Origin of the sequence: Prochlorococcus sp. MIT 0701 (genome assembly GCF_000760295.1) — a bacterium.
Taxonomy (GTDB): Bacteria; Cyanobacteriota; Cyanobacteriia; order PCC-6307; family Cyanobiaceae; genus Prochlorococcus.
In genome coordinates this window covers 1-26,865 of sequence record NZ_JNBA01000022.1, presented here as the reverse complement: position 1 = coordinate 26,865, position 26,865 = coordinate 1, and the positions used below count along the sequence as shown (strand labels likewise).

Here is a 26,865-nt window from a genome sequence, read left to right as displayed (position 1 = left end):
CTCTTGGGTAAATCGAACAGTGTCTTTGATCAGTTGGATCAACTCAGCGTCAACCTCTTCGGCCGCCTGCCAACGTTCGAACAGCTCGTCGAAGTAGGACTCATTCATCGTATTCACCTTAAGTCATTTCGAAGGGGATCCCTGATGACGTTTCACCTTAAGGTTGATCTGAGCTTTTCACCAACTTTTCACCAGCAACGCCAGCTGTCTGCACCAGAAAGAAATAGGAGTTTTCACCATAAAGGCTGAGATCTTGTAGGAGTCGAGGGAAAACAACCCAACACAACTCACACACTTATCACCTTTAAAACCATGACTACTATCAACACTGACTACAGCAACACTGAACTGCTCGATCAAGAGCTTGGCTTCGATGAAATCCAGGAAATCAATGGAGGTGTAATTCCATTCGTAGTTGGAGCAATTGCATTAGGCAAGGCTGTCGCTACAGGAATTGCAACCTTCGCTGGCTATAAGGCTGCTGAAAAGACTTATCAAGCCATTGAAAAAGCAGTCGCCTAGTTACCACCTTTATCTTCACTTTATCATCCACTTCAAAATCATGAATTTCCCAAACGATTTAAATCCTGACACCTCTGAGGAACTTTCCTTCGAGGAAATGTCTGAGATCAATGCTGGCTTCGGGCCACTTTTCTTTTTAGTACCATTTATTGCCGCCGCAAAAGTAGGAGCCGCAAAGGCAGCCATTGGAGTTGTCGGAGGGCTAATTGGCTGGGGCGTCGGAGAAACAGTTTACAAACATGCAAGTGGGGAGGGGAATTAGAAACAGACAGTTTTATCCACTATCTCTATCAATCTAAAACACTTTATTCAAAAATCATGATGACCAACTATTCTCAAAACCAAAATAATGATCTCCTAGACCAGGAGTTAACTATGGAAGAAGTCCAAGAAATCTCTGGCAGCGGTTTCGGGTTTGAACTTGTCAAAACATTTGGGAAGGAATTTGCGAAATGGTTTGCCAAAAAAGGCTACAAGGAGGTCAAAGGCTGAGTTATACTTTCCTCACAAATGGATTTAATAAGCCATTTGCAAGCAAAGAATCCTCGCTATTAATCTGGCGAGGATTTTCAATAGCTTAACTCTCGCGTGAAAACACTATAGAGACCCTTAACCAGAAGCCCTAATACTTTTATCTACTGATATATCCACTCCCTCAGAGTAACCACTAAAGACTTCGCTCTTTGTCGCCATCACGGATGCCATTCGCTCTTCTAAATCTGACTGCAACTTGATGCCAATCCTCAGGGATTTGGTTGAGGCGAATATCAAACGCAAAGGCAGTCGCTGTTGGCCTGGTGATCATCATTGATTCAATCTCACGTTCTCAATAGCTGAGAATTGAGACAGCTCTCTTTCCAAAGCAGGGCTGCTTGCTGTCCAGTTTCGTGAGACTCGAGGCAGTGTGCCAGTGTCTCGCCTTGTTAAACGAGACAAGCCAAAGGCATCACCGATGACCCGCTGGCTGGCTGCTGTGAAACAAAGGTGCTAGGCAGCACTTTGATTTAACGGGCGGACCGCCGTTTGTTCGTTGCTTCTGCAAACAGCTAACGGATGATCATCCGCAAGCTATAGATCCAATGCAGCGCTATGGGGTTAGATCAAGTTGATCGCCATGCACCGAAGAACGGTGTCGGCTGATTGATGAACGACCCGCAAAGGAAGGTCTGCTGCTTCAGGAATGACATGCCGGCTTCCTGTGCTCATTAAACAACTGTTCAAAAACCTCAGACCAACGGTCTGGGGGTGGTTATGAACACTGCAATCGTGCAGGAAGCAGCAAAATTTGCTATTTACCTTTATAGAGCTGATTGAACAAAGATGATCCTTATCCCCCATTAAGATTCGGGAGGTTCTTTTTTATGTTCTTAGCAGCATAAAAAATGCTTGTGCGCCCCAGCAACTGATTGGTTCGAAGGGGTAGTGCTGGTCGTAAGGTAAGTGGTAAGAATGCTGATGATTTAGGAGAGGATTCTCTGATCATGTCCGAACCAAAGACTGCTGAGGAGTTCCAGGATCGTGGCAATAGAAAATTGGATGTAGATGACCCTGAAGGAGCAATTACTGATTTGAATAAGGCAATAGAGATTATTACGCAGTATGCCCCAGCATATTTTTCTGAGACTCAACAATGTCAGTATTCAGTTTTTGGCATGCTGCAATTTAGGCACCTCAAGTTGTTACTTTGCTCGCCCTGATGCGTTTAAACTTTATATAATCGGCACCTGCCTTTCTGGCTTCCTCTACTAACTTCAGTGCTAATCCTAGATCGCCGTTGTAGTTAGCACCTGCTTCAGCTATGATTTGAATATTCATAGACTTGCTAGCGACTTCGCAGCCCTTCCGTACATTCAAATTTAAATCTGATATTAATGTTGGCATTAAAGTTTATTAGCTCTAAGCCAGCCAATGGCGCCTGCTCCAGCATTGACTGAGGCTACTTGGTTTGAGGTTGAATTGCTTACAACCCTTATCCGATACCAGATCCCACTCTGCCCAGAAGAAGTACGATTTACTGTGGAGATGATCTGAACTGTACTACGGCTACCAACAAGGGACCTCTGTATAATTGAGCATCCGCTGTTAATGCTTCCCACATTGGCAGGATTAAAGGCTCCACAATCTCGCAGAAAACTAGGTGACTTTGTAACTCTAGTTGAAATTGGATGCGTTGTAGGTTCCACCAAGACACTGCCTGGACATGGGTGAGCCACAACCGGAGCAGCTATATAGAAACTCATGCAGAATGCGGAAAGCCCACAAATTTTCTTGATCGATGAAGTCATGTTCAGTTTTTTTGAGTGAGGAGGGTGTCCTCTGTCTACATAGTTTCTTCCACAGATGCCACATTTGTCGTGATTTCAGTCACTCGCGAATCTGATCTTACTCACAGTAGGTATATAGGCTCACGGAAGACCTGTTGATGAGCGGCAAGCCTTATGATTACTTATGACCATACTCTTTACACCTTTAGACACCTCTCTATTGCTATATTTGATAATCAGACTGCTTACTTCTATTGTTATCCTCTGCAATAAATTCTCGAGTATTTGAGCAATCTGTTGAGTCTGTTGGAGACTTCTTCTTTTGCTAACAACCTAGGCTTTTTAAGATTATATGCTTACATTTATTAGCGTATTTATCTTCTGATCTCTTGCTCCAGGCCTATTGGTATGTAATTTCAACTTTGAAAGTTTCCATTAGTCTTATGCCTTGTCTTGATAAATACATGTCACTACATATATTCCGTCACTACAGTCAGCTCGGGTTGGCACCCTTAGCAGCTACTTAGAAGTCATTCCGTTAATGCTGAGCACGTTGCTCGTCTTGAAGCACGCAAGCTCGACCATCTCTCAGTGTTGAACAGCTCGAGAAACAAATCGCCGAATTGCAGCCTGCCCTGCCAGAGGCCAAGCCAGACAAAGAGTTAGTGGCCACCAAAGAGTGACCGCTAGCGCAGGGTGGTGCGGGACCTATTCGGATTGGTTTCTAGGGATACAGCGGGCCTGTGAAAACCCGCTTAAAAACGAAACGCCTACCTGAACGCCCCATCCAGATTCGGGGGGTTCTTTTTTATGTTCTTAGAAGCAAAAAATGCTTGTACGATCCAGCCTCTGATTGGTGTGAAAGGGTAGTACTAGGGCGACAGATGTAATCACCATTGGCTTTCTGGCGGCCCGTCTGCGTGTGGTTCACCCACCAGAAGTTCATGGCTCACCCTTCACCTACCTGTATCTCTCGCACCTCCTCATCAATAGCATCGCTGAGGTTTGCCTCACCGTTCTGCCCCGCGATCTCGGCAAAACGCCGACCCTGAGGAAGCAGCCGCCTTTGGGCCGATCCCACTGCTTCGTTGAAGCTCTTGTTCAACCGCGATAGGTTCGCGCCGATGCTATTGAACTTGTCGATAAAGATCAGAAAACGCTTATTCAGCTCCACCGCATTGGTTTGGATCTCTTCAATATTCTTGCCAATCTCAGCCTGTTGAATCGTCATCGCCAATCCCTTGAGAATCGCCAGCTAGCTGGCCAACCAAGGCCACTGGAGCCCGAAGGCCTCGAGGCGATCCATCATCAGCTTATTAAGCGCACGCCCGAGGACCACCTGCGGTTCATCGGCGCGGATGGGGATCACAGGGTGCTGCCGGGTCCAGGGCAGGTCGGCTCCCCTCACGATCCCGCGCCTGAGCAGTGAGTTGCCCGCTTCCAGACCGCACACGTAGGCGCGTTCCTGACAAAGGCCTTTGGCACCATGTTCTTTCTCGCCCATCCGCACCCAGTCGCCGGCGCAGACCATCGAAGCCAGTGACGTCTCCATTGGTGGCCGCTTGCTGAAACTTCCCGGCGAGAAGAGAGACACCGAACCCGGATAACGCCGAACCTCCTGATCCACGACCTGGGCACCCCTGAAGGCAGGCTGCGCTATGGGCAGCAGATCCTGCATCAGGCAGTTGACGATCTCCTGATCGCTAAGTTCCGCGATGGCCGAGGCGTTGTAGAAGTCGCTGGCGATCACCGAACCCTGCGGTGGCTGATCACCCCAGAGCGCCTGCTCCGACTCCCGCTGCAGTTGATCCAGCATGAAGAAGGTTGCTCCGGCTCCCTTCAGTGAGATGAAACGTGAGAACACATTGGCTGGATCGGCGACCGGCACGGTGCGATCCAGCCACAGACGGATCGACACCACATCGATCGATCCGAGCGTGCCGGCACGCACAAGCTCTGGCGCCAGCGCACCGCACTCCGGAGATTGCGCCATCAAGGCACCCATCCCTCTGGCACCTACCGCAAGCACAACAGCATCGACATCCTCGACGACACCGGTGCTCCCTTTTGTCAACGACCGGGTTTCCACCGAGCGGATGGCATGGGTGCCTGGTCCAACGTTCAGCCGTGTGGCCAGGGTGCCCCCCAGTACCTGAAGTTGATGCTGGGTACGCAGCCGCTGACTGAGGGGCGCAAGCAGATGCTCAGCAATGGTTTTTGACTTGATCCAACGCACATCGAAGGAATCCTGATGCGCCAGGGCGTAGTAGTAGAGGAGCTCCATCGTGACGGCTGCAGACAACTCCTCCGGCGGCTTGAACAAGCCCACCAGGAGAATCGGCCGCAGGAAATCATTGATCATGCGATCACTGATCCGGAGCTCCTTAAACAACGTCAGGGCACTGATCGCGTCGTAGTTCCTGTAAACCGCATCGCTGCGATTCAGGTCGAGCAAGGCGTAGAGAAGGCCCGCAATGCTGAGTCGATCCTGAAACGGCAGGCGCTTGAAGTTGTTGATCGTTGCAGCAACCTGACCTAGGGGACTCGGCCACAGCGGAGCGTCACCGAAGACAGGAGCCGTCGCCTCCAGGCCCTCGGGTGACCAGAACGCACTCGTGGTGAACTCCGTGAAGATCGAGCCGAGTCCGAGCTCTGTTGTCAGGGCATTGATGTTGGGATAGTCCTTCCAGAACCCCCGGGTGCCGGCCTCGAACGGCTTGCCGCTTGGCGTGGTGAGGGGCTGGCTGCCGGTTGGATCCGCCATTCCATCCATCAGGGTCACGCGAACACCCGCTTCGCAGAGTGCCTTGGCTGCACCCCAGCCAGCCCAGCCGGCCCCGATGACAACCGCATGAGATTGCTTTTTACCCGGAAAACCCTCGGCCATGGAGCTGTTTTACATCTGCCCAAGCTAAAGAGATGAACTCATGGACCATGGGCTTCCTTAGACACCTTGTGACAAGGCCAACTCTTGGAGGAAATCTTAGTTGTCACAACAGAGCAACTATGACTTCTTCTTCTCTTCTTATATGGGGTAGCGGAGCGATACCCCTCTCTCTCGTTAAGAGCGACTAGAAACTGACCTAAATTGGGTTAACGGTTCGGAGGGCTCAGCAAAGAAATGGTTTTTCGCACCCTGAGAACAGACACTCGTAGACGTGTTGAGGAGATCATCCATCGCTTAGCGACTGGAGAACCTGTCAGCCTTGAGGAGCGGGCTCAGCTTCAGAAGTATGCACTCCACATTCCTTTTGTTGCAGGCCAATTGAGAAGAGCTCTTAAGCATCGAGAGGAGCTGGAGGCAGATGGACTTATTGAATCATCAGAGGGTTAGCTCGCCACCGTCAGCCTTCTTTCTGATCTTGCCACCACACTCCTAGCTTCAGAAGGTCAGAGGTTTCTTCGCTCATGAGTTCCAGATACCCAAGCATTTTGTTTTGCTATTGCTCAACACGTTTGCAATGAGCATGTAGGCCCTCAATGAGTTGTTCTCCTCTTCAGCAATAGGAGCTTCGAGCCGTTTTCTTGCTCTTTGTACTGTTCGCTTCCTGTTTGTGCCTCTTATGGCCATGCTGAATACAGCAAACGTTTGCCAGTTCTCCGGTATGGAATTGAACGGTGGATATGTAGGCCTTGCGATCATTTGCCTCTATTTCGCTATCTGGCCGTTCTTGGGGATCGCCAAAGAGCTGGGGTGGTTCAGAGCAACAAAGGAGGTCAAGCTTTCACAGGAAATCAGCCTAGACATTGAATCAGGACGCGATCACAGCCCAATCAGTCGGGATGATTCATTCAAAAGGGATCTGGAGAAGACCTTCGCGCATAGCCCTTCACAGGTCTCAGATGATTGGAGGCCATTACCAGGAGGGTGACACGACCCTTACCACTGGGATGCCGTGGCCATCCAGCCCTCTGCTTGCAGTCTTTTTCCATAGCTCCCTGGCGTCATCCACTTGGAGATAGATCGTCCTGGTTTTCAGGAGGGCGGGCTCACCCTTCATAGGGCGGACTTTGATCACTTAGATGTAGCGGTTTAAGTAACTACGGCCGAGAACATCTTTAAAGCGCAGATACCAATAATCCCTTGGGTCAGATAAACAGTGCGCCTGGCGATGCCGCACCTCTCTCAGGATTGAGAGCTATTGGCCAGTGCCTATGTACTACTGGATCGCAGCACCAAAGAGGCTCTGCGCTTAAACGTCCCTGACGTTTCTCAGCAAAGGAGCTAGGACAAGAAGAGGCTGGTCAGAACCTATGGAGGACAACCTTGTTCAGAACGAATTGCTTTATCTATTCGGTGGGATCATTGCTATTGCTGCTGCTGGCTTCCTGGCCTGGTTCCGTTCGGGCAGGAGAGGCGACGGCTGAGGGTGAATCGGAGGAGATGGCACAGGCGCAGGCGCAGAGACAAGTCCCTCAAGGTAAAACTGTCACTGATATGTCGTGCACAACAATTGCTGTCGCCATGAGCACGCGCTATCGCTGCACAGCGACGTGGGCTGATTGAACGTCCCAAAAGAAAACCCCTGGCACTTGGGGTGATCTCATTACTTATTTTGGGCAGTTAATCACTGAAACCCTTTCGTGTTCTTGGGAACAAATTGTTTTTGCTTCGGCTTCTTGTCGGCTTTCTTGTCCCTTTGAAGCCAGAGAGCTAGACCACCACCACCAATAACACCGAGAGCAACCAGCAGATAGCGCAAATTGTCGCCTGCCTGAACGGCGGTGTCTTCCATAGTTTTCGAGGTGTCTCTATTTGTCCTAGCTCTTTTAGGGGCGGAGAAGCACTTGGAACACTTACCCAGTTACATCGAACCCATGAGGCCGAGCAGGTCTTTTGAGCTGAACACTGTGAGGGTGGGCCGTCAATTAGCCGTCGTCACCGTTCCCTCCAAAACGCCAGGCAAAGAAGGCAACAGCACCAATAACAACGATCCCTATCTCAAATAGATATAGCCTCAATAGTTCAGGTGGCATAGGTTTTGAGGCGGCTTGCCTTGTCCTAGCTCCTTTGTTGAGAACCGTCAGGGGTGTGGAAGAGCTGCGCCCCTGAACAACGGGGCCCGATAGTACTTATGCACTGGTCAATGGCCCTTAATGATGAGGGTTGCGGCATGGCCGACTCTTAACAGATGAGCCAAAGCCAAATTGGGAGCGCCAAGTTCACCTGCAATGCGTTCAGCTGTAACTGCTGCGGAGTGCTGGCAGAAGGGAGGTGCAACTTGTGGCGTGGTGTTCCCGTCGATGAGCGGCGGGTTGCGGTACTGCTTAGCTCCTAATCTGATTTCTAAGAAGCTAGGTCAGGTTATTCGGCCTCTCTATCTCAGCAAACTGATCTGGATCGGCTGGTCTCCAGAACCTTCAGGTAAAGCTGCTCGTCAATTTCTTGGATGTCGTACTCCGTTGGCTTAAATCCGTGAGCATGCTCATGAACCACCATCCAGCAGCTGCGCTCCAACTCCCCGCCTGCACTTGCTGAAAGCTCTAAAGCCTTAGTGACAAGGGCGTCTAAAACTGCCGGGTCAGATTCTGTCAATTCCAGCTCTCTATTGGCACGCATCATCATGCGTAACAGGCAGAAATACGCCAGGGCTTAGCGACTGCGAGAAAACTTCCGGGCATGAAAAAAGGCCCCGCCCTCAGGGCCTTGATCCAGTGACTCCATGATGTTGAAACGTTTAAGGACAGCTTTGATCACATACCGATGTGTAAGAGAAACCAGGCTGACTGATTTTGATGAGCTGTCTCGAAGACCCGTGGCGGATCACAAGCGCGTAAGAAAAGGGCGGCACCAACGAGTACCGCCCAACGACGCTGTGTGAGGAGCCTCGCAGTTCTTTTGTACTTCTCCAAAAGACCTTCCTTGCAAGCAGAACAAGTACAAGTACTCATCCCTTACCAGTAATGGATTTTGCTAGAGAATGTGTCGAAAGGACAGGACCTCCTCCGGGGGGTTTTTTATTGGCCTTTTTTGGACAGGGCCATGTAGTTGGTCATGTTGGTGAGCTTGTCTTCCAGCCTTTGCTTGAGCGTGTCGTGAGCTGAAATTACGTTCTTGAGCAGAACTCGCATCTCCTCAATGTCATCCAGTGAATCGACCTGAGAGCGTGCGCTCTCGATCGTGCCGTGTGAGGCCTTCTCAAGCCCCACCCAATTCCTCAACACTGCGTCACTCCTTGATGTATCAAATGTAGCTGTCAACACAAGGGGCAGGGCAACGTGTGACACCACGACTCGCAATAGCTCAAGCCGCTCACCCTTGGAGTCCTGTGCTTGGCACAAGAGGGCAGATCGCGACCCTCCCATGACATTCCAGGAACTCCAGGATCAATCCTTCGCCTGTGCCAAGGACGCGAAATTGACCAGAAACCAAGCCATCCATCGGCCTCACCATTGCGGTGATGGTCCATAAGGGTCACGACTACAAGTCAGCCTTTGATTTTGTTCACGGTGAAAACGCCTTCAAAGTTTTGGCTGGCGAGATTTATGACGACAAGCGGCTCCGATCTCTGGTCTGACTAGTTTTAAAAAAGCGGAGATCTGCAGGCCCCACGCCAGGCCTTTTTTTGGGTTCCTATCGAACCCATTTCAAAATCGGTGACAGATCCAAGGCACGTCGAGTTGCTGGCTTAATAAGACAAAAAAAGTGTCCGGGATTGACAAGAAAAAATGGCAAAGTCCTCGATGGTTGCCCAAGCTGCCACGGAAACGATGTCTAGAAGCGCTTGGCTCAAGTCCCCAACTCGGTGCTCGGCAGCCTCGACCTGGCGGTCCTTTTACCAACCGTCAAAACAGACGTCGACCTCACCGTCCGTGATCACTTCAAAGGAGTCTTCGTCTATTCCCGAAGGACATCTCAGCGTCTCCGAAGTGATCCAGGTCATATAGCCCCCAGCCCAGCTTGGAACCGAAGCGTCACCGAAGTAATCCAGTCCCCTATAGGTCCCATCCCAGTTGGGAACCTGCCAGGGTTCCGACAGGGGCAGAAGGTGACAAGTTCCTCACCATTGGGCTGACGCGGCCACCTCAAAAGTGAACTGAAGCAGGTTGCGAGAAAGTTCCTACTTCGGCAATAAAAAAACCCGCTCGTGGCGGGGCTAAGTATTTATTAGTGTGAGGTATCGGATGGCATTTATGTGTTACTAAGCAGTGTTTGAAGCAATGAAAACCCCGCTCGTGGCGTGGTTAATGGTTCACCAACAACTCAACTCAGAAGAAGATGCCTGCGTTGAGCAAGAAGTTGAAGATGAAGGCTGATCACAGCCCGTACGGTAATTCTTGATAAACATACTCACTCGCTGCTTCAAACATGATTTCAGCAATACCAGGGAGCCCATTAAACCCAGGATCCACCACGGTATTGGTGGTATCACCACAACCACCAGATACTTCTGATAGTTTTGCAGTAGTCAGCTCTTGATCAAGTAGTTCAGTTTTGTTGTAGCCAGTGTTGAAAGCAGTCATTGTTTTAAAGGAGTGATGTTGGGTTGGGGGTGTTGCCCCCTCGACTCCTTCAAGATCACTGCCTTTCTGGTGATCCCCACTACACAACTCTGGTGACGCACTGGAATAGTTCTGGTGTGCTTCTGGTGAACCGCTCAGATCCCAGTAAGAGACTGAAGTGCAGACACTACAGACAATAAAAAGCCCCGCTCGTGGCGGGGCTTTAGCTGAATGCCTTGTTGATGTTTATATTTCACACTTTTGAACAATCTTTATTGCCTTTCTTGCTTCCACAAGATTCAAATCAACTTCTAGCAGTCATGATGTGTTTTTTCAGAACTCTTATCTGACACGTTGTTGTTTTGATAGAAGCTATTGCTACTACGCTTGCTGAGGCGAGGACTTGTATTGTTGGCACCAAACTGCCCATAGGAATTTAGTCCACCGCTGTTATAGCCTATCGACCTCCGTAATACTGAGCCTCAGCAGGAGTTGCAGTAATAGTTGCTGCACCAATAACAGCAGCTAAAGAACCAGTCAAAGCAGCTTGGAAATTCATTGTCTGGAGGTGTTGTGAGAGGCTTCCCCTCGGACATATTCACGATCTCAGAATTAGCCTTCAACTACATCACCTAAACGGGGGAAATAATCCTGGAACTATTCCCCCATGTGGGGGATGTTGAAAATGACTCTCAACGGGAAGCTGTGATTGTTAACTTAGTTTCCGCTGAATAATGTATGAGAAACAAATCCTAATCAGCTACTTCGACAAATTTAGAGTTGAAATTCTAGAAAAACTAAATTGCGACACCACAACGGAGACTTTGTCTGACGAACGCAAGCTGCGCCTAGTCAACGCTTATCTAGAAATTGTTTCAGAGGGTTGATCAATTGGCTCTAGGAGGCAAATCCTTTAGTTTGCTCATTCGACGATGCAATGTCTGATCGCAAAGACGGCCGCTTGAGTTCGATCACGCACCCCAAGCTTGCTGATGATTGTGCTCACATGGCTTTTGACGGTTTCAGTCGAGACGAAAAGGGACTCAGAGATTCCTTTATTGGAAAGCCCTCCGACAATTGCATTGAGAACCTCTAGTTCCCTTTCGGTGAGTTGACAGTCGATAGCAGGGGCATCGTTGAGCTGTTTGCTATCGCGTGCCAGATCACGTATGTCAGCTGGGTAGTAGATCCCGCCTTTGAGGGTCGTCAGTAGCGAATTAATGAAGTCGCCATTGCCAGTGCCGACAGAAGAGACAAACATCACGCCATCAGCACCAGCATCTAAGGCTTCATCGACAACTTCCTTCGTTTCACGTCTAAGAAAGATCAGTGCCTTGATCTCAGTCGAGACAAGCTTTGTTTCTTTGACGAGGTCGATCCCATAGCCCTGCTCTAAGTCATCAGAGGTGAAAAGGATGTCAGGGCGATGCTTGCGAACAGCATTCAAGCCTTCTGCCTGTGTTGTCGATGCAGCGGCAATGGAGTCATGGATCGGCTTGACAAGGCAAAAGCTATTGAGAGCTAAGCGATCCCCCATGCAGACAACAGATGTTTTGCCGGCCAAGGATTCACGGCACTTCTTGCGCGCAGTCTTTAAAGCTTCTGAATGGTGGTTGAACTCCATATGCCAGAGGCTACAGGTCTAAATGGTTAACCCCCATTTATGGGATAGCAGAAGCCGAAAAATCACTTGATTGGGTGATGAGTTTTGTAAGCAATGCTTAGAGAGTGAAGAGGTCATGGGAAACCCCCAAAAAGAACGCACTGAATTAATGGGAATTCAAGTAGGACGCGACCACGTCATGATGTCTCACACTTTCAACCAGTTGAAGACTGAGACGAAGGCTGACGCCAGCGTCAATGACAACTTTGACCTCCTTACTGAGGCTTTCCTCGAAGCCGACAAGGCCAATGCTGAGTTGACGGCTATTTACTTAGGCAAATTGGAAGAAAAGATCAACCGCAACACTGAGCTGATTGGCCAGATCGTCAAGCGTCTTGATCAGTCTTCCAGTTAAGTCTTCCAGGGAGGGGTTCGATGCCCTCCCTGTCAATTCCTCTGACAAGGGCAACACCACGCAATCAAATGACCCAAGTTTTCAAAATCCCAGCAGGGGGCTTTTTGATGTTCAGTCGTTGATGTCCCTCAGTCTCCTTTTGCTGCAGTTCATATGGCCTAGTGCTGAAACCAAAAAAATCCCAGATAATTAGTGACCTTTTAAGCGTTCAACCCCAGTGCAGCGTTCCGTTCGTCTCTCCTTATCGCTCACTGGTGCTGCTGCTCTTGCATTGGCATCTGCACCCTTTGTGATCCTTCCGGCTGTTGGAGAAGAGAGTGCTGCTGTATTGCGGCAGCAACGCGACAAACTGCTGAAGGAGGTTGATGCACTCAAGCAACGCAATGAGCAGCTCGAGGCCCAGATCAGCAGCTCTTCTGAAAGCACAACTGATGCCTTTGATGTACTGGAGATCAACCTCAAAGACGCTGTGCAGTTCAACTGGGGCTTTCAAGGCGCCTTACAAGGAGCAGGCACACCTAACCAAGCAGGTATTGGCGCGTTTCTGCCGATAGCTGTTGGTGAAAACAGCGTCTTCTTCTTGGATGCTCTGGCGAATGCCAACTTCTTAGACTTCGACGGCTACAGCAGCATCATCAATACAGAGGTCGCTGGCACCACGATCAGCACCTCAACCCGTTTGGGTTATCGCTGGCTAAACGGAGACCGCAGCTGGATGGTTGGGGTGAATGCTGGCTATGACAGCCGGCCAATGAATACAGGTGATGCTGATTCAGGTGTCACCCTCTACGACAAGGAAAGTGCCTTCTTCCAGCAGGTCGCAGCAGGCTTAGAAGCAGTATCTGATACCTGGAACTTCAATGCCTATGCCCTTATTCCAGTTGGTGATACAGAGCAGCGCCTTAACAGTCGTTATCTAGGCGGTGCTCTTGATACCTATGGCCTGGATGTTGGTTATTTCATCACACCAGATCTCAATGCTTCTGTTGGTTACTACTACCAGCAAGGCGATCTTGATGAGGCTGATGGTTCTGGTGTGCAAGTCGCGCTGGATTATGTGATCGCTGATGGCTTAACTCTTGGCGTCAATCTCTCCCATGACGAAGCCTTTGATACAAGATTTTCAGGTAACATCAGCTATCGCTTTGGTAGCAACAGCTCAGCAACAGCAATTGAGAAGAAAGCTTGGGAAATGCCAACAATCAAATCGCTATCTGAAAGTGTTAAGCAAAGGAATATCCGGATCCATGATGAGGGGACAAACTCCACAAAATGTAAGTTTTATGATCCGAGAACCGGAGGACTAAACGACGTCTCTGTAGCTCACAGTAGTTGGGGCGCTAATCAATGGTGGAACACAAATGGCAGCTACAGGATGAGGCTCCATTGTACTGGAGATAGAAAGAAAAATCCAGGAGGTTGGGAGTTCGAACCAATGCCAGAATGAAGGCTATAAAGCCTAAATACAGGAGAGAAAAATCCATAAGCTTGAGTGTTGGCCTCATGAATTTAATAGACCTGGAATATTCCATCTATATCTAAAAGCAGCTAGATAGCTATTCGATGCCTAGAACCACTAGCTCACAGAAAGTTGCCTTGATACCTTATTTAGCAGGCAACAATCACCAATAGTTTTTCACATTCATAACAAGCCTAACGTCAACTTCGTCTACCCTAAAACTACTTATATCCCTAACTTAATCACCACAGCTTGGGAGTTTGATTGCCATCCCTAATTCCATTTGACCTGAGAAACTTTACAGCAGTCTGATGCCACTTGTCTGGGATTTGATTGAGGCGAATATCAAACGCAAAGGCAGTCGCTGTTGGCCTGGTGAGATCAATTGTTGAGGCTGTTAGTGCAGCCAACCACACGACTGCCTCAAGCGATGCTTTGCAAGCAAGTTTTCAAAGCACTATGAGCTGAGCATTTAGGCGATCCCCGTGCAGCGTTCCCTTCGTCTCTCCTTATCGCTGACTGGTGTTGCTGCACTAGCTCTAGTCAACACTCCCATCCAGCCCGTCGCTGCTCAAGAAGAAGGTGGCAGTGCATCAGATCTTGGGGTGATGGAGATCAATCTCAAAGACGTTGTGCAGTTCAACTGGGGCTTTCAAGGTGCACTGCAAGGAGCAGGCACACCCAATCAAGCCGGTATTGGTGCCTTTCTTCCCATTGCCGTTGGTGAGAACAGCGTTTGGTTTATTGATGCTCTAGCCAATGCCAACTTCTCTGACTACGACAACTACAGCAGCATCATCAATACAGAGGTTGCTGGTACCACCATCTCCACCTCAACTCGTTTGGGGTATCGCTGGCTCAATGGTGATCGCAGCTGGATGTATGGAGTGAATGCTGGTTATGACAGCCGGCCGATGAATACAGGTGATGCTGATACAGGCGTGACTGTCTGGAACAAGGACGATGTCTTCTTCCAGCAGATAGCAGCAGGTCTAGAAGCGATTAGTGATACCTGGAACTTCAATGCCTATGCCTTAATCCCTGTTGGTGATACAGAGCAGCGGCTCAATAGTCGTTATCTCGGTGGGGCGCTTGATACCTATGGCCTTGATGTTGGTTATTTCATCACCGCTGAACTCAATGCCTCTGTTGGTTACTACTACCAAAGTGGTGATCTAGGAACAGCAGATGGATCTGGCGTGCAGGTGGAGCTGGATTATCAGATCGCTGATGGTTTAACCGCTGGCATCAATGTTTCCTATGACGAAGCATTTGAAACCAGGGTTTCAGGGAACATTAGCTATCGCTTTGGTAGCAATAGTTCAGCAGCTGAAACCAAGAAAAAAGCATGGCAAAAGCCAACAATTCAAGTGTTATCTGAAAGCGTTAAAAACAGGAATATCCGCGTTCATGATGTAAGACAGAAAAAGCACTGTACTGATCCAACTCTAGGAAATGAGTGGGTGGGGTTGGCCTACACCTCGGTGGTTTTAAACCCATCCGCACCCTCTTCTGTGGCGAAATTTCATTGTGTCCCTGGCGCTCCTGCTGGCGGCTGGACCAGCAATTAACTGTTCAGTACCTGGTACCCTCTGAGGACAGAGTTAGCTTGCTTGGGACAATTCCTTTAATATCTAAGTCGCATTAAAGTTCAGGCAGGGTGAATGTTGCTTCTGTATTTAATTCCTCTAGTAATGTAGTTATTGCTCTATTAGTGCGCGAAAACAATTCATTAAAGCAGCATTCTCGTGTCACCATAGCGGATGCCATTCGCTCTTCTAAATCTCACCGCAACTTGATTCCAATCTTCTGGAATTTGATTGAGCCTGATGTCAAAGGCAAAAGGCAGCTGTTGTTGGCCTGGTGAAACCCTCATTTTCTTGCTTCTAGTTCTTGCACTGCTCACCATTCGTTTAAGTATGCGACTAACCCACTGGCACTTGGGAGCAGCTTTACTGTGATGGCGATAGCGCTGGCAGAAACGCTCATAGCGCCTGGCACAACCATCCAGAGTGGCCGATAGCCTTAAAAAGGCAGGGCTCCATTCAGTGATGCCGTCTGCCCTAAGCCTGCTGTAGTGGCCAAAGTTGCTATAGGGATCAAAGAATCCTTTCCTTACACCTGCTGCTTTGGGATTGGCATGGATATACCTCAAGGTATTCAGCATTCGCCTGTGATCTTTGGGGTGGACCGGAAAGGCAACAACTTCTTAGGACTTAACTAAAGAAGGCTTGAAGGTTCTTTCATTGAAGCTAGTGTAGTTTTCAACTAAGAAGGCACTTTGCGTGAAGACTGTTCTTGAGGTTGGAGAAAAGCTTGTCAAAAAATCGCCGGCAAACCATCAAAGAGGTATTGAGTCCGTTGGAGGGATGCTTTACCTGACCACAACAAGATTGATTTTTGAGTCACATGCGCTCAACATTCAAACAGGCGTAACCATCGTCTCAATTTCTGAAATCAATAGGCTAAGAAAGGATTGGACAAATTTCTTAGGCGTTATCCCTATCTTTCCCAACACTCTAGCCGTGACTTCTAGTGCAGGCCATGAAGATAAATTCATTCTGTTTAGAAGAACTCCTTGGATCAATGAAATCAATAAATTAAAAGAGGGACAGAACTAAAGCCCCTAACTATTTCCCTACTCCTAGCCCACATAACTTGTCGAGTGGAGCAACAGCCCCAACAACAGCACCGGGGTTGTTCTGCATTAAAGCAACCCTTGCGCTCTCCATCAGCAGGTGAATGGCTTGAGCAACAAGATCTGTTCTTTGGATATTGGCCTGATCGATGTCCTCACGGGTCAAGGCATATCCTTGTTGAAAAGTGCGTTTAGAGGTGCGGCGACTCACCCCCTTGCTCTTTGCCAGATACGCCACCATCGCTGCGCAGCTATAGCCATGCAAAAGCATGGAGTAGGGACATAACCCAAGCTGCCGTGTTTGCTTTAAAGCATGGACTTGTGTAAGTAAACAATGAAAAAACCCCGCACAAGGCGGGGCGTTGATGGTTTTGTCGGGGGATTGATCGCGCACAACACTTCACGCCCTGCTTTCCCCATCACGGGTTTTGTATAGCTTTCAGCCGTAGCTTCAGGCTCCCCGACGATGATTTCATATCAGACCAAAGTGACCTGATCGGCAGAGCTGATACCTGCCAGAAGCATGATCTGATCGCCATCAGTGTTGGTGAACATCTGTCTGTTGCCGAACTGACTCCAACTTCCACCCATACCAAGCTGAACCATGTCTTCGCCTGAGGTGTAATCCTCGACGGTGACGAAGCCATCGCCACCAACACCGCGAAAGGTGTCGGCACCCTTATCTCCCCAGGCATTGCCCTGGCTGACGGCCAGAATGTCGTTATCAGCTCCGCCCCTGTAGGCAACACCAGCGGCATTACCCTTCACCACGTCATTGCCTTTGTTGCCATTGACCAAAGTGCCAGTAATCGAGTCAAAGACCTCCATCGTGTCGCTATCGGCGCCGCCTAGATAGCGACCTTGCCCGCCGCGAAGAACGATGTGGTCTGATCCTTTATTTCCATTAGCAAAATTGTTTGAGCCTCCGACCACTTCGAGGAAATCATCACCACCCATCAGAGATGTATTGATGTAAGCCTGTCCAGTCAATCGATTAACCCCATCATCATGGCCCGCTAATTTGCGACCGTTGATCATCGTGTCCTGGAACAGTTTTTGTGGGACCGTAACTTGGAAGACAGGTTGGTTGGGTTCGTTGTTGATTTCAACAGCAACATTATTATTGTCATCTACTATTCCTGGATATTTTGGTGTTGCATTAAGACCGGCAGATCCTATTGTATAAGTATATTCACTCTCCTTTCCCTTCTGAACAGCTATTACGCCATGATTATTTTTAATATAAGTAACTCCATACGTATAATCTGCATTCTCTAGAGCTGGGACAACAACTCTCTTGCCTGATGAGTCGCTGGTAATAAATGCCATTTTGTATAGGAGGTTGTGGAGGTCATCCCTTCTGGGCCTCTTCACCATCTCTCAATCAGCCAGGAACTACATCACCTAAACGGGGGATATATTCGCTGAATGTTCTCCCCCCTTTGGGGGGGTAGTGAACTAGCCAATAAAAAACCCCGCACTTGGCGGGGTTGGTGATGATTTTGTAGGGAGATCGATGGCGACTACTCAACGCCAGCAGCTTCAGCAGCGCCAGCACCTCAACTCAGCGAGAAATCCCTGGCCACACATCCAGGGAAAGAGAGTGGGCTGGACGCTCAATATGGGCTAACGCAGGGTGTCCTGAGCCAGCGCTGCAGCCTCGACGCTGCAATCACGATTTGGTTGCAATCCCCTTGAACGAGCTTCTGAAACCTCAGATTTCGCAGCTGCGAAGTCAGAACGGAAGTCGGCATTGGCATGAAGGAGAGCTACAGAGGCTGCTCCCATTAGTTGACCGTTGACTACATCGCTGTACCAGTGCACATTGCACAGATGGCGGCTCTCCCCGAAGGCCAGTCCTCGGGCAAGAATTTGGTCACTGCGATCTGGAACCATTTCACTGAGGATCAGAGCCCAGGCCCAGCCAATCGCAGTGTGACCTGATGGATAAGAGGGATCTGTCGTCAGCTCTGCGGTGTCATGAGGTGAGCAGATCATCTTCTTATTCACCAAGAAGGGTCTGCGGCGGTTGTAGTTGCTCTTGGCTGCATAAGTGGACAAGCCCGCATCAGTAAGGCTGCGGCGGAGAAGCATGTAGAGCCTCGGCGTTGCTTCTTCACTAATGGTGATACCTATTGCGCAGGAAAAGGTGCCGGCTGCCCCAGGAAAATTCAGATCAGCATCAGTAGCAGCAAGATTCCAGCGCGGTGTCCCAGGGAGCGAGAAGCTTCTCTGAGAGATTGTGTTGTCTAGAGCGTGATCAGAATTGCCAAGCGTTGGCGGTGCAGGCAGCAACTGCAAGCTATCCGGCCGATCCTCTTTGTTTAGATATCCCTGAAGTAATCCATGTCCAATTTCAGGCACATCGGCACTCGCGATGAGGCATTCCCGATATGGCTGAGGCCCAGCGACTGCAATAGTCGGGTAACTAGTGCTGATCAAAGCCATGCCAAGGCTGAGAAATGTCGCATGAACTAATTGCATGGTTTTGTTCATTCCATACAACAATTACTCAATGGATAGCTCATTTGGCAACTACTCAACCAACACTCCTAGGAGGTGGGCTATCGCTTGATTGGTTGTCAATCGTTTGCGGGGCCCGAGAAAGTAGGGCCCCTAAGCCACCGCATCCGGGAATCCCGCCCAGGCTCCCTCGAGCCCAAGGGGGTTGTAGTGGCTTCCTTTAGGTCTAGATCTGCATGCTTGGCGAGACATTGGTGCTAACCAGACAGTCCTATTACTCCCGCTACATAAGGCAGGGCTTTTAGAGGAGAAACATCTCATTCTTTATCCATTACTGCAGTTGATTTGACCTGAGAGCTACAACCAAAAACATGCCAGACAATGAGTGACCTTTTAAGCGTTCAATCCCAGTGCATCGTTCCCTTCGACTCTCCTTATCGCTCACTGGTGCTGCCGCGCTTGCATTAGCTAGCTCTCCCATCCAACAAGTAGCGGCTCAAGACGGTGGCAGTGCAGCAGATCTTGGGGTGATGGAGATCAACCTTAAAGACGCTGTGCGCTTCAACTGGGGATTCCAAGGAGCGTTGCAAGGAGCTGGTACTCCGAATCAAGCCGGTATTGGAGCGTTTCTTCCCATTGCCGTTGGTGAGAACAGTGTGTTCTTTGCTGATGTTCTGCTCAACGCCAACTTCTCTGATTACGACGGCACCAGCAGCATCATCAATACAGAGGTTGCTGGCACCACCATCTCCACCTCAACCAGGATTGGTTACCGCTGGCTGAATGGTGATCGCTCTTGGATGGTTGGAGTGAATGCTGGCTATGACAGCAGGCCGATGAATACAGGTGATGCCGATACAGGAGTGAACGTCAGCAACAAGCGCAGTGTGTTCTTCCAGCAGGTTGCTTTCAATGCAGAAGCAGTATCAAACAGCTGGAACTTCAATGCCTATGCCCTTGTCCCTTTTGGTGATACAGAGCAGCGCCTCAATGTGCGTTATCTCGGCGGGGCACTTGATACCTATGGCTTGGATGTTGGCTACAGCATTACTCCTGATCTTAATGCCTCTGTTGGTTACTACTACTAACAAGGTGATCTTGATGATGCTGATGGTTCTGGCGTGCAAGTAGAGCTGGATTATCTGATCACCGATGGTTTGACCGCTGGCGTCAATCTCTCCTATGACGAAGCCTTTGATACCCGTGTTTCAGGCAACATCAGCTATCGCTTTGGTAGCAATAGTTCAGCAGCTGAAACCAAGAAAAAAGCATGGCAAAAACCAACGATAAAAGCGTTACCTGAAAGCGTTAAAAACAGAAATATCCGCGTTCATGATGCAGCAGATCCAGATGCGAAGTGCTATGGCTACTGTGGATACACTATTTCCACACTATTTTGCACTTCGTTCACTTCGTACTTGGCGCGCCCAACACAGTGCGGGGCACTACCCGCAAGTCAATCTTGAACAACGGCTGGACTAGGTGGTAACCCTGGCGCGCCCAAAGTAACTCCTAATGGCTGGGAACGCGTTCGGAAGTGAGTGGAGGAAAGCTGGCCGCTGGGAACGTCTTTGAGTACTGGCCCTTCTGGGATTTAATGTTCATCATCATGCCCCTAAAAGACGCGAGAAGGCTCTTCAATAGCTGGCACCTTATTTGTTGTTATATGCCTAGACAGGCAAGAAAATAATAGAAGCAAAGCCTGAAAATATCAGCTCTCAATTGCAAACACTAGCCATCAACCTCGTAGCCCTAATTAATTGGTCGATCTTCTCAACTAACCCTTAGAACTTTAACTGAATATCACCATCTCTAGCGCTGTAGTGATCAGAAAGGGATACAAGTAGTTTTAGGTCAGTGAGATTTGGCGGTAGATTTCATGAATGTCAAAAGTCATTGCTTTTTAAAGCATGTGTTCCTTCCTCTCCTGATTTTACTTATTAGCTAATCAATCTTTTTTACCTACCAGTTCTATGTGTAAACTTACTCTTTGTGGAATAGATTCATCGCAATGTCACCCTCTTGCCCTACCGAACTCATCTTGCAGAAGGATTAGTATCAACCAGGGCAGATTGGTCGGGGGGCTTACTTTTATCTCTCACAAGCACTTGCGCAGCATCCAAACCGGCCAGATCGATATGGTTTGGTACGAGCATTATCAGCTGGCTCACATATAATAACATGCACCAGCTATATTTAATATAGCCCAAAGGAAAAAATATCCTTTATGATTTAATCTTGGTGCTTAGCCAGCATCAAATGCCAAGGCTGGTAGCATTTCCTCAATGCAACTGGACTTTTCTGCTTGATACCATCAAGGATGACTTGGCAAATCAAAACATTGATTTAATAGCATAACTCTGATCCTTAAAATCTTCATAGCTTTACTCGTTGTTGACTTTACTGTTTTTTCATTTCTTTATTAGTCATCTTTGTCGATGGTTTTACATCACTATAATAAAAGATTTATCATTGGTTTCATGCTCGCAATAAAAAGCCCCGTAGGTTTTCGGGGCTGTATCTAATACGAAGTGGCTAGTTGTTACGCTCTGCATTTAGAACGGATCCTCTTGGCTCGTAATCTCACCAAGTAGGAAATCTAGTTGCAATAGGCAGGCAGGGCTTATTGAAGTCTGGCCATTTTGGGAATGTAATGCATCCACCCTCTTTTACACCGCCAGAACAAAGCGATAACTGAGCAACTGTCAGTTGAAGGTCTTCCTTGGTTTTCATGGTTAAGTAGTGAATTTGATGTTAATTTAAAAACAAGCGGAATTATTTATTTCACTTGCGTAGCTTTGATGCTCCGTATGCAATTGCAAAGCCAACTCCAGCGACAGCAGCACCACCGAGTTTAACTAGGGCTATAGCTGCAAGAGGACCGATGCCACCAGAAACATGCTGTAGTTGATCCAGAGAAATCTCTTCATCAATAATTTCGCTTGTGAGAGAAGAAGTGTAATTAGTCATTGTAAAAGTTAATCAGTTTGTGAGCATCGGGATTTTGTTTCCCGATGTCTCAATAATGCCTGAACTATTCATGTTGCTCAGTATTTCGGATCACAGACTTTTGTGAGCTTTCTCACAGCAGTGATTGCTTTAGATCAATGCATTGAAAGCTGATAAATGTGATGGTATGTGTAGTGAAGGCAATCAAGCCGTCGCTCTTAAACATCCAGTCAACCTTAAAACCATGGCAAATCTCAGCACTAACTACTACAATATTAAACTTCTTGACCAAGAACTCACTACAGAAGAAATATCAGATATTTCTGGAGGCTACTGGATAAAAGTTAGAACACCCGACGGCTCTAGTTGGGAGGATGTTCCATATCATCCCCGCGGTGACAAGTACCTTAATCCCTCTGTGCGCCCTCGGTTCACGTCTATTAGGTAATCCCGCCTCTTTTGCCTTTCTATTACAGCAGACTTTAGCTAATCCCTTACACTTGCAGGGGGTTTTCTTTTGTCTGCAAATACTATAAATCTCTTACGGAAATTATCTATATTTGGAACCTTATTGCCTCTTTAATGTTCAAGACTATGTGGATCAGGTCAGCGCAGAAACTGATGATAGTTACGCACCACTCCAACTCTACTCATTAACTCCTTATCTCTAAAGAAGATCTTTATCCCCTTAAGTAACATTCAGAACTTGACAGAAGATTGCCATCTCGGATTCCATTTTGACACGGAACTTGACAGTAGCTTGAAGGCATACTTCTGGAATCTTATAAGTCGAACATTCCAATCTCAAGGTAGTTGTTGTTAGTCTATAGAAACGCTGTCTTTCTTGCTTCTAGTTCTTGATTGCCTTTGATGAGAATGGTTATTGCCTTGCTAATTATGCTTAGTTATTTGTTGGCAATTCCCTTTGCTACGTTCCTAGGCGCTCCTAGGATAAGGCAAGTGATGTCTTCGAAATGTCCCCTTGAGCCATCAAAAATGACCCCTAGCCCTTCGATCAAAGTCTTATTTGATTTTAAGAAGAACATCTGTCCTGGGATTGTTGTTATGCCAATCGTTATTATCTATTTGTATCCAATGTGGCTGAGAAATAGAATTGATCGCCATAAGCATTCTGATCAGCTATAGACCTTGGCTTTTGATAAAGCAACGGAAGGTAAGGTTGATTCTTGGTTGAAGCACTCTCTTTCGACTTGGCAACGCATGTAGCCATTCTTTTTGACATTGAGGGTGCATTATTAATAGATCGCCACTCTGCAAATCAAGCACTTCCCGCAACGGTTGATAGCGATGCTTTAAACAGAAATCCCTTGTCGCTCCAAGTGACAATGATGCGATTTGTGTGTTTGGTTGAATCTCAGCTTCATTATCCGCATGCCAACCCATCCGGTCGTTGCCATTGCGATAGAGATTCAGTAAACAGCCGTTGAAGTTTTCCTTGCTGGCCGCATTCACTTGCCTGAGCAAGGGATAGAGCCAATCAGGCAAGCCTTCGCCGCGATGGCTTACACCGCTGTAGCGATAGTTGACCCCCTCAGCTGCCATGAAGGCCGTCAGTCTTGGCACAACATGATCACGTCCGTAGACTCGAACAACCGGTTGCTCCCAAGCCACACCGTCTTGGAGTCGATGCAGCCAGGATCGAGCATCTGCGCAGTTCAACCAATTGGCCATCCAAGTCCAAGGGCGAGCTTCTGCCCAACCGTGTATTAGTGATGGCTGTGCCATTGAGCTCCTAGCCAACATTATTGAATAGAACCATGTTGGCTTTTTAGATGGCGGAGAGTAGCCACAGATGCCAGTGTTGAGTCATAGCTGAAACACTGCGCGGGTGACCACGACTAAGCAAAACCAACCCGCTTTGATTCAGGCATTAATGAAGCCAGAGGCTTATCCACATCCGGTGAAGGTTGTGGAGCTTGTAGAAACCCACATTTCCTGGGTACTTCTGACAGGTTCCTATGTCTACAAGCTCAAAAAAGCTGTGCATTTGGACTTTGTAGACGCCACCACGCTGAAGCAACGCCTGCATTTTTGCCAAGAGGAGCTGCGACTGAATCGTCGCTTGGCTCCAGACCTTTATCTTGGTGTGACCAGGATTCTCGGACCAGTTGATCGCGCCAAAGTTTTCGACGAGAACTTGGAATCGATTGATCCATCCATCAAGGGTGTGGTTGAAATTGCTGTGAAGATGCGTCAGTTCCCTTCCTCTCGTCTTCTCAGTGTTTATCTGTGTGATGGGGTTTTGAAGACTGAATCCCTAAAAAGACTTGCTTTCGAACTTGCAGAGTTTCATCTCAGTGTCAACACGGCTGTTGCAGATGGAGATTTTGGTGGATTTGATGCGGTAATCAATCCTGTGCATGCCAATTTGCGAGTGTTGGATCAGTTGACACTTCCTAAGCCATTAGATCTTTGGCTTGAGGAACATCGAGCTTGGATTAAGAGTATTCAGCCAGAACTGGCTTTTCGTTTTAAACAACGACTCAATGCAGGAGCCATTCGCGAATGCCATGGCGATCTTCATGTCGGCAATATTCACCTAACCAACGATGGATGTCTAGAAGTCTTCGATGCCATTGATTTCAATCCAAGTCTGCGTTGGATCGATCCGATCAGTGAAATGGCATTTCTAGTGATGGATTTTCAGATACACGATCATCAGGGTGACGCCATGGTGATACTCAATGAATGGCTTGAGCACACAGGTGATTACAAGGCTTTTGACCTTTGGCCTTGGTATTCGGCTTACCGAGCTCTTGTGCGCGCCAAGGTGAGTGGCCTGCAATGGCAGCAACTCTGCTCCCAGAGTCAGCATGACTCTGTTGATCATCAACGTCTTCAACGGCTGCGTAAGGATCTCAACCTCTACATTCAGCGGGCTAGAGAGGTCCAGCTAACAAAAGCAGCCGGTATTGTGCTGATGCATGGACTCAGCGGCAGTGGTAAATCTTTTTTGAGTGAGCAGCTCTATCAGCAGTTGCCAGCAATACGCCTGCGTTCAGATGTAGAACGCCAGCGTGCTTTCGGTCTCCGTCCGCTGCAAAAGACGCTTGGTTTTGAGAAAGGATCGATGACAAGGGGTGGCAGTACACCACTTTTTCAAGGAGATCCTTATCGACCTGAGGTTACCAATTGGTTGTTCGATCAATGCCTACCGGCATTGACTCAGTGTTGTTTGAGTAGTGGTTTGACCACAATTGTTGATGCCACCTTCTTACGAGAACGAGAACGACAGCGAATGTTTGCATTGGCACGTGAACAAGGATGCCCGATTGCCATCGTGGCCTGTGAATGCAGTGATTCAACTGCTCAGGAGCGGATCGCTACAAGGATGGGAATGGGAACTGACCCCTCTGAGGCAGATTTAAGTGTGCGCGAACTGCAGAAAGCGTGGATTCAACCTCTAACGTCTTATGAACAAGAATTGACGGTTAGCTTTACAGAAACATCTCCGATCAAAGTTGGACTCGAACGGCTGCGCGTTTTGTTGAATTCTTAGTGCATCCGATAAGTTAGGCTTTTGCAACAAAGTCTGATTCTGCTTCACTTGTTGGGGGAAATGTTGAAGAATCTTTGGCTATAGATTTCTGCATTTGATCCCTCTACTATCTAGATAGAAAATACATCCCAAACATGATTTATTGTGCTTGCCTTTCAGATCATCAACCCTCTCTCTTCAATAGATTGATCAGATTCAATTAATGAGATTACTTACTTATGTACCATTGATTAGCGACTTGGTGGAATAAAGCACTTGAAGGATTCGCAATAGTATTTGGGCTTCATTAGTAACCTTCAGCTGCGAGACTATCTATTTTTATATTAATGGCCAATATTACCTGCTGCACTAGACAATATTTCTTCAAAATAAAATCTTATGTTAATTAAATGATTTCTGTCATGGCTACATCTTGAATTATCTGTGACTCTACTATGTCTTGAATGAGGTAATCCTGAGATGCTTCTTAGAATTATCTGAATCGTGGATAAAACCTTCACTTGTAGGGTTTTCTTGCGCTGTATTCAAGACAAGAATTCATGCGTTAACGGATTTAATGCAATGGCGTTACAACTTGGTGGTCAGACCTATGCGGTTAATGCCTCAGGGGCGGACATCACGGGTTTCGATCCTTCTCGCGATCGTATTGATTTTGGCGATATTTCCGTGCATGGTCTGATCTTAGGCAAACTTGCCGATGGCACGGCGGCGCTCGTTAATCCCTGGCAGGAGAGTGATTATCAAAGGATTCTTGATAACAACGGCAATGGAATTAGCTGGAATCAGCTAACGCTTGATAATTTTGCCCCGGTTGGTAATGAACACCTGCGGGAGGACATCGGCGGTGTGATGTCCTGGGAGTTGGGCATCGGTCCGCGCGAGGCGGACACGGTCTATATACGCTCCCATGAATATGGCGTCCATGAGCGGGTCGAGAACTTTGATCCCCAGACCCAGAAGCTCAATTTTTCATATCTCGGCACACGTGAGCGATTGTCAATCACCGACACCGACCAGGGTCTACTGATTTCAGTGGAGCCTTCATCACAGAGCTTGCTTTTGGTGGGAGTGAAGCGTACCGATTTGTATGCAGGCAACCTTGAGTTCCATTTTGACCAGGTGATGGAAGACAACCTTGAGGATCCCTTTGGGGTCAATCAGGATGACGTCAGCCTGGTGAGTCGCGAGCTATTGCTAACACCGCAGTCAATTGGCGGTGCAACGACCGATGGCAACCAGGTGCGTTCTGGGCAGTTTGTTAAGGCGGCCGAAACGGTGATCATCAATGAGGTTGACCACAGCATGCATCAAGGCACGGATCACAGCGGTATGGATCACAGCGTCAATGAGTCTGATATGTCTACTGGCGATGCCGTGGCGGCCAGCAATGGTCCGCTGTCGCTTGATGCGAGTGGTTCCCTCTATTGGGGAGGCATGAGTGGCAAACTTACGCTCAAAAATTCAGGCAATACCGACCTAGATGGCTGGTCGGTGTCCTTTGTGACTCCGCATAAAAACTTCCAGAGCTGGGCCGGAGATGCGCAGATTGAGTCGTTAGCGGACGGTACCAACCGGATCACATTGACACC

Annotated in this window: 31 protein-coding genes and 3 pseudogenes; 16 read left to right on the top strand and 18 right to left on the bottom strand. The window is 48.3% G+C overall.

Going from position 1 to position 26,865, the window contains the following annotated elements; genetic code table 11:
* Positions 1 to 157: 157 nt before the first annotated feature.
* The gene (locus EV12_RS14800) at positions 158 to 286 is read right to left on the bottom strand and encodes a hypothetical protein (RefSeq protein WP_275040947.1); all 129 of its coding nucleotides are present in this window, start codon (positions 284 to 286) and stop codon (positions 158 to 160) included.
* Positions 287 to 312: 26 nt separating this feature from the next.
* Between EV12_RS14800 and EV12_RS05260 the strand changes: the two genes are divergently transcribed.
* Both EV12_RS05260 and EV12_RS05255 read left to right on the top strand, forming a co-directional pair.
* Positions 313 to 522, top strand: a complete 210-nt coding sequence (locus EV12_RS05260) for a class IIb bacteriocin, lactobin A/cerein 7B family (RefSeq protein WP_036912932.1) — start codon at positions 313 to 315, stop codon at positions 520 to 522.
* A 40-nt stretch (positions 523 to 562) separates the two neighbouring features.
* Entirely contained in the window at positions 563 to 784 is a 222-nt protein-coding gene (locus EV12_RS05255; RefSeq protein WP_193742155.1) for a hypothetical protein, read from the top strand.
* A 405-nt stretch (positions 785 to 1,189) separates the two neighbouring features.
* Here the strand turns inward: EV12_RS05255 and EV12_RS14095 are convergent, their stop codons facing one another.
* Positions 1,190 to 1,330, bottom strand: coding sequence for a hypothetical protein (locus tag EV12_RS14095; RefSeq protein ID WP_193742156.1), 141 nt, complete (start codon positions 1,328 to 1,330; stop codon positions 1,190 to 1,192).
* A 673-nt stretch (positions 1,331 to 2,003) separates the two neighbouring features.
* On the opposite strand from EV12_RS14095, the gene EV12_RS14090 reads away from it, so the two are divergent.
* Positions 2,004 to 2,219, top strand: a complete 216-nt coding sequence (locus EV12_RS14090) for a hypothetical protein (RefSeq protein ID WP_036931147.1) — start codon at positions 2,004 to 2,006, stop codon at positions 2,217 to 2,219.
* A gap of 1,516 nt (positions 2,220 to 3,735) precedes the next feature.
* On the opposite strand, the gene rmuC is transcribed toward EV12_RS14090, so the two are convergent.
* Together rmuC and EV12_RS05240 are read right to left on the bottom strand one after the other, a co-directional pair.
* Positions 3,736 to 4,035 carry a DNA recombination protein RmuC gene (gene rmuC / locus EV12_RS05245; RefSeq protein WP_255327645.1) on the bottom strand — a complete coding sequence of 100 codons (300 nt, stop codon included), beginning with the start codon at positions 4,033 to 4,035 and terminating at the stop codon, positions 3,736 to 3,738.
* Between the two features lie 6 nt (positions 4,036 to 4,041).
* A complete protein-coding gene (locus EV12_RS05240) occupies positions 4,042 to 5,673 on the bottom strand; it encodes a hydroxysqualene dehydroxylase (RefSeq protein WP_036912922.1) in 1,632 nt (543 codons plus the stop codon).
* A 234-nt stretch (positions 5,674 to 5,907) separates the two neighbouring features.
* On the opposite strand from EV12_RS05240, the gene EV12_RS05235 reads away from it, so the two are divergent.
* A complete protein-coding gene (locus tag EV12_RS05235; protein WP_036912919.1) occupies positions 5,908 to 6,120 on the top strand; it encodes a hypothetical protein in 213 nt (70 codons plus the stop codon).
* A gap of 151 nt (positions 6,121 to 6,271) precedes the next feature.
* Complete coding sequence (locus tag EV12_RS05230) at positions 6,272 to 6,658, top strand: hypothetical protein (protein WP_152562359.1); 387 nt, start codon at positions 6,272 to 6,274, stop codon at positions 6,656 to 6,658.
* Here EV12_RS05230 and EV12_RS14585 read toward each other — a convergent pair.
* The gene (locus EV12_RS14585) at positions 6,644 to 6,787 is read right to left on the bottom strand and encodes a DUF1651 domain-containing protein (protein WP_241466542.1); all 144 of its coding nucleotides are present in this window, start codon (positions 6,785 to 6,787) and stop codon (positions 6,644 to 6,646) included. The genes EV12_RS05230 and EV12_RS14585 overlap by 15 nt on opposite strands.
* Positions 6,788 to 7,053: 266 nt before the next feature.
* On the opposite strand from EV12_RS14585, the gene EV12_RS13155 reads away from it, so the two are divergent.
* Positions 7,054 to 7,293 (top strand): hypothetical protein, encoded by a 240-nt coding sequence (locus EV12_RS13155; protein ID WP_081939908.1) that lies wholly within the window; start codon positions 7,054 to 7,056, stop codon positions 7,291 to 7,293.
* A 61-nt stretch (positions 7,294 to 7,354) separates the two neighbouring features.
* Here EV12_RS13155 and EV12_RS14085 read toward each other — a convergent pair whose 3' ends face one another.
* On the bottom strand, positions 7,355 to 7,522 hold the full coding sequence (locus EV12_RS14085) for a hypothetical protein (RefSeq protein WP_193742153.1): 168 nt from the start codon (positions 7,520 to 7,522) through the stop codon (positions 7,355 to 7,357).
* Here EV12_RS14085 and EV12_RS14080 point away from each other — a divergent pair.
* Entirely contained in the window at positions 7,512 to 7,736 is a 225-nt protein-coding gene (locus tag EV12_RS14080; protein WP_036972788.1) for a hypothetical protein, read from the top strand. The genes EV12_RS14085 and EV12_RS14080 overlap by 11 nt on opposite strands.
* Before the next feature lie 373 nt (positions 7,737 to 8,109).
* Here the strand turns inward: EV12_RS14080 and EV12_RS05225 are convergent, their stop codons facing one another.
* From EV12_RS05225 to EV12_RS05220, 3 genes are all read right to left on the bottom strand, one after another.
* On the bottom strand, positions 8,110 to 8,352 hold the full coding sequence (locus tag EV12_RS05225; RefSeq protein WP_052039528.1) for a hypothetical protein: 243 nt from the start codon (positions 8,350 to 8,352) through the stop codon (positions 8,110 to 8,112).
* A 128-nt stretch (positions 8,353 to 8,480) separates the two neighbouring features.
* Positions 8,481 to 8,678: a hypothetical protein gene (locus EV12_RS13625; RefSeq protein ID WP_152562358.1), complete on the bottom strand. Its 198-nt coding sequence runs from the start codon at positions 8,676 to 8,678 to the stop codon at positions 8,481 to 8,483.
* A gap of 66 nt (positions 8,679 to 8,744) precedes the next feature.
* On the bottom strand, positions 8,745 to 9,092 hold the full coding sequence (locus tag EV12_RS05220) for a hypothetical protein (protein ID WP_241466540.1): 348 nt from the start codon (positions 9,090 to 9,092) through the stop codon (positions 8,745 to 8,747).
* A 419-nt stretch (positions 9,093 to 9,511) separates the two neighbouring features.
* Between EV12_RS05220 and EV12_RS13620 the strand changes: the two genes are divergently transcribed.
* Positions 9,512 to 9,802 carry a hypothetical protein gene (locus EV12_RS13620; protein ID WP_152562357.1) on the top strand — a complete coding sequence of 97 codons (291 nt, stop codon included), beginning with the start codon at positions 9,512 to 9,514 and terminating at the stop codon, positions 9,800 to 9,802.
* A 241-nt stretch (positions 9,803 to 10,043) separates the two neighbouring features.
* On the opposite strand, the gene EV12_RS05215 is transcribed toward EV12_RS13620, so the two are convergent.
* Positions 10,044 to 10,250, bottom strand: coding sequence for a hypothetical protein (locus tag EV12_RS05215; protein WP_036931240.1), 207 nt, complete (start codon positions 10,248 to 10,250; stop codon positions 10,044 to 10,046).
* Between the two features lie 23 nt (positions 10,251 to 10,273).
* Between EV12_RS05215 and EV12_RS14075 the strand changes: the two genes are divergently transcribed.
* Positions 10,274 to 10,429: a hypothetical protein gene (locus EV12_RS14075; RefSeq protein ID WP_193742152.1), complete on the top strand. Its 156-nt coding sequence runs from the start codon at positions 10,274 to 10,276 to the stop codon at positions 10,427 to 10,429.
* A 722-nt stretch (positions 10,430 to 11,151) separates the two neighbouring features.
* Here EV12_RS14075 and EV12_RS05210 read toward each other — a convergent pair.
* A complete protein-coding gene (locus tag EV12_RS05210) occupies positions 11,152 to 11,853 on the bottom strand; it encodes a response regulator transcription factor (protein ID WP_036912912.1) in 702 nt (233 codons plus the stop codon).
* A 115-nt stretch (positions 11,854 to 11,968) separates the two neighbouring features.
* Here EV12_RS05210 and EV12_RS05205 point away from each other — a divergent pair, with 115 nt between their 5' ends.
* The 3 genes from EV12_RS05205 to EV12_RS05195 all read left to right on the top strand — a co-directional run bounded on the left by EV12_RS05205 (position 11,969) and on the right by EV12_RS05195 (position 15,277).
* Positions 11,969 to 12,247 carry a hypothetical protein gene (locus EV12_RS05205; RefSeq protein ID WP_152562356.1) on the top strand — a complete coding sequence of 93 codons (279 nt, stop codon included), beginning with the start codon at positions 11,969 to 11,971 and terminating at the stop codon, positions 12,245 to 12,247.
* A 217-nt stretch (positions 12,248 to 12,464) separates the two neighbouring features.
* The gene (locus EV12_RS05200) at positions 12,465 to 13,694 is read left to right on the top strand and encodes a carbamoyl-phosphate synthase (protein WP_241477274.1); all 1,230 of its coding nucleotides are present in this window, start codon (positions 12,465 to 12,467) and stop codon (positions 13,692 to 13,694) included.
* 497 nt (positions 13,695 to 14,191) lie between these two features.
* On the top strand, positions 14,192 to 15,277 hold the full coding sequence (locus EV12_RS05195; RefSeq protein ID WP_072014282.1) for a carbamoyl-phosphate synthase: 1,086 nt from the start codon (positions 14,192 to 14,194) through the stop codon (positions 15,275 to 15,277).
* A gap of 161 nt (positions 15,278 to 15,438) precedes the next feature.
* On the opposite strand, the pseudogene EV12_RS05190 reads toward EV12_RS05195, so the two are convergent.
* Positions 15,439 to 15,906, bottom strand: a pseudogene (locus tag EV12_RS05190) (transposase); the annotation flags it as partial.
* An 85-nt stretch (positions 15,907 to 15,991) separates the two neighbouring features.
* Here EV12_RS05190 and EV12_RS05185 point away from each other — a divergent pair.
* Positions 15,992 to 16,327, top strand: a complete 336-nt coding sequence (locus EV12_RS05185; protein ID WP_036912906.1) for a GRAM domain-containing protein — start codon at positions 15,992 to 15,994, stop codon at positions 16,325 to 16,327.
* Between the two features lie 9 nt (positions 16,328 to 16,336).
* Here the strand turns inward: EV12_RS05185 and EV12_RS05180 are convergent, their stop codons facing one another.
* The 4 genes from EV12_RS05180 to EV12_RS05170 form a co-directional block, all read right to left on the bottom strand.
* Positions 16,337 to 16,738 (bottom strand): hypothetical protein, encoded by a 402-nt coding sequence (locus EV12_RS05180; RefSeq protein ID WP_152562317.1) that lies wholly within the window; start codon positions 16,736 to 16,738, stop codon positions 16,337 to 16,339.
* An 83-nt stretch (positions 16,739 to 16,821) separates the two neighbouring features.
* Entirely contained in the window at positions 16,822 to 17,382 is a 561-nt protein-coding gene (locus tag EV12_RS05175; protein ID WP_036912901.1) for a hypothetical protein, read from the bottom strand.
* A gap of 346 nt (positions 17,383 to 17,728) precedes the next feature.
* Entirely contained in the window at positions 17,729 to 17,902 is a 174-nt protein-coding gene (locus EV12_RS14070) for a hypothetical protein (RefSeq protein ID WP_193742151.1), read from the bottom strand.
* A gap of 68 nt (positions 17,903 to 17,970) precedes the next feature.
* Complete coding sequence (locus EV12_RS05170; RefSeq protein ID WP_036912899.1) at positions 17,971 to 18,840, bottom strand: acid phosphatase; 870 nt, start codon at positions 18,838 to 18,840, stop codon at positions 17,971 to 17,973.
* 377 nt (positions 18,841 to 19,217) lie between these two features.
* On the opposite strand from EV12_RS05170, the pseudogene EV12_RS05165 reads away from it, so the two are divergent.
* Positions 19,218 to 20,273, top strand: a pseudogene (locus tag EV12_RS05165) (carbamoyl-phosphate synthase).
* A 1,318-nt stretch (positions 20,274 to 21,591) separates the two neighbouring features.
* Here the strand turns inward: EV12_RS05165 and EV12_RS05160 are convergent.
* Positions 21,592 to 21,777 (bottom strand): class IIb bacteriocin, lactobin A/cerein 7B family, encoded by a 186-nt coding sequence (locus EV12_RS05160; RefSeq protein ID WP_036912896.1) that lies wholly within the window; start codon positions 21,775 to 21,777, stop codon positions 21,592 to 21,594.
* A 1,119-nt stretch (positions 21,778 to 22,896) separates the two neighbouring features.
* On the bottom strand, positions 22,897 to 23,502 hold the full coding sequence (locus EV12_RS05150; protein WP_036912890.1) for an alpha-ketoglutarate-dependent dioxygenase AlkB family protein: 606 nt from the start codon (positions 23,500 to 23,502) through the stop codon (positions 22,897 to 22,899).
* A gap of 103 nt (positions 23,503 to 23,605) precedes the next feature.
* Here EV12_RS05150 and EV12_RS05145 point away from each other — a divergent pair, with 103 nt between their 5' ends.
* Together EV12_RS05145 and EV12_RS05140 are read left to right on the top strand one after the other, a co-directional pair.
* Entirely contained in the window at positions 23,606 to 25,276 is a 1,671-nt protein-coding gene (locus EV12_RS05145; RefSeq protein WP_036912887.1) for a bifunctional aminoglycoside phosphotransferase/ATP-binding protein, read from the top strand.
* Positions 25,277 to 25,837: 561 nt separating this feature from the next.
* Positions 25,838 to 26,865 (top strand): annotated as a pseudogene (locus EV12_RS05140) (glycosyl hydrolase family 18 protein); the annotation flags it as partial.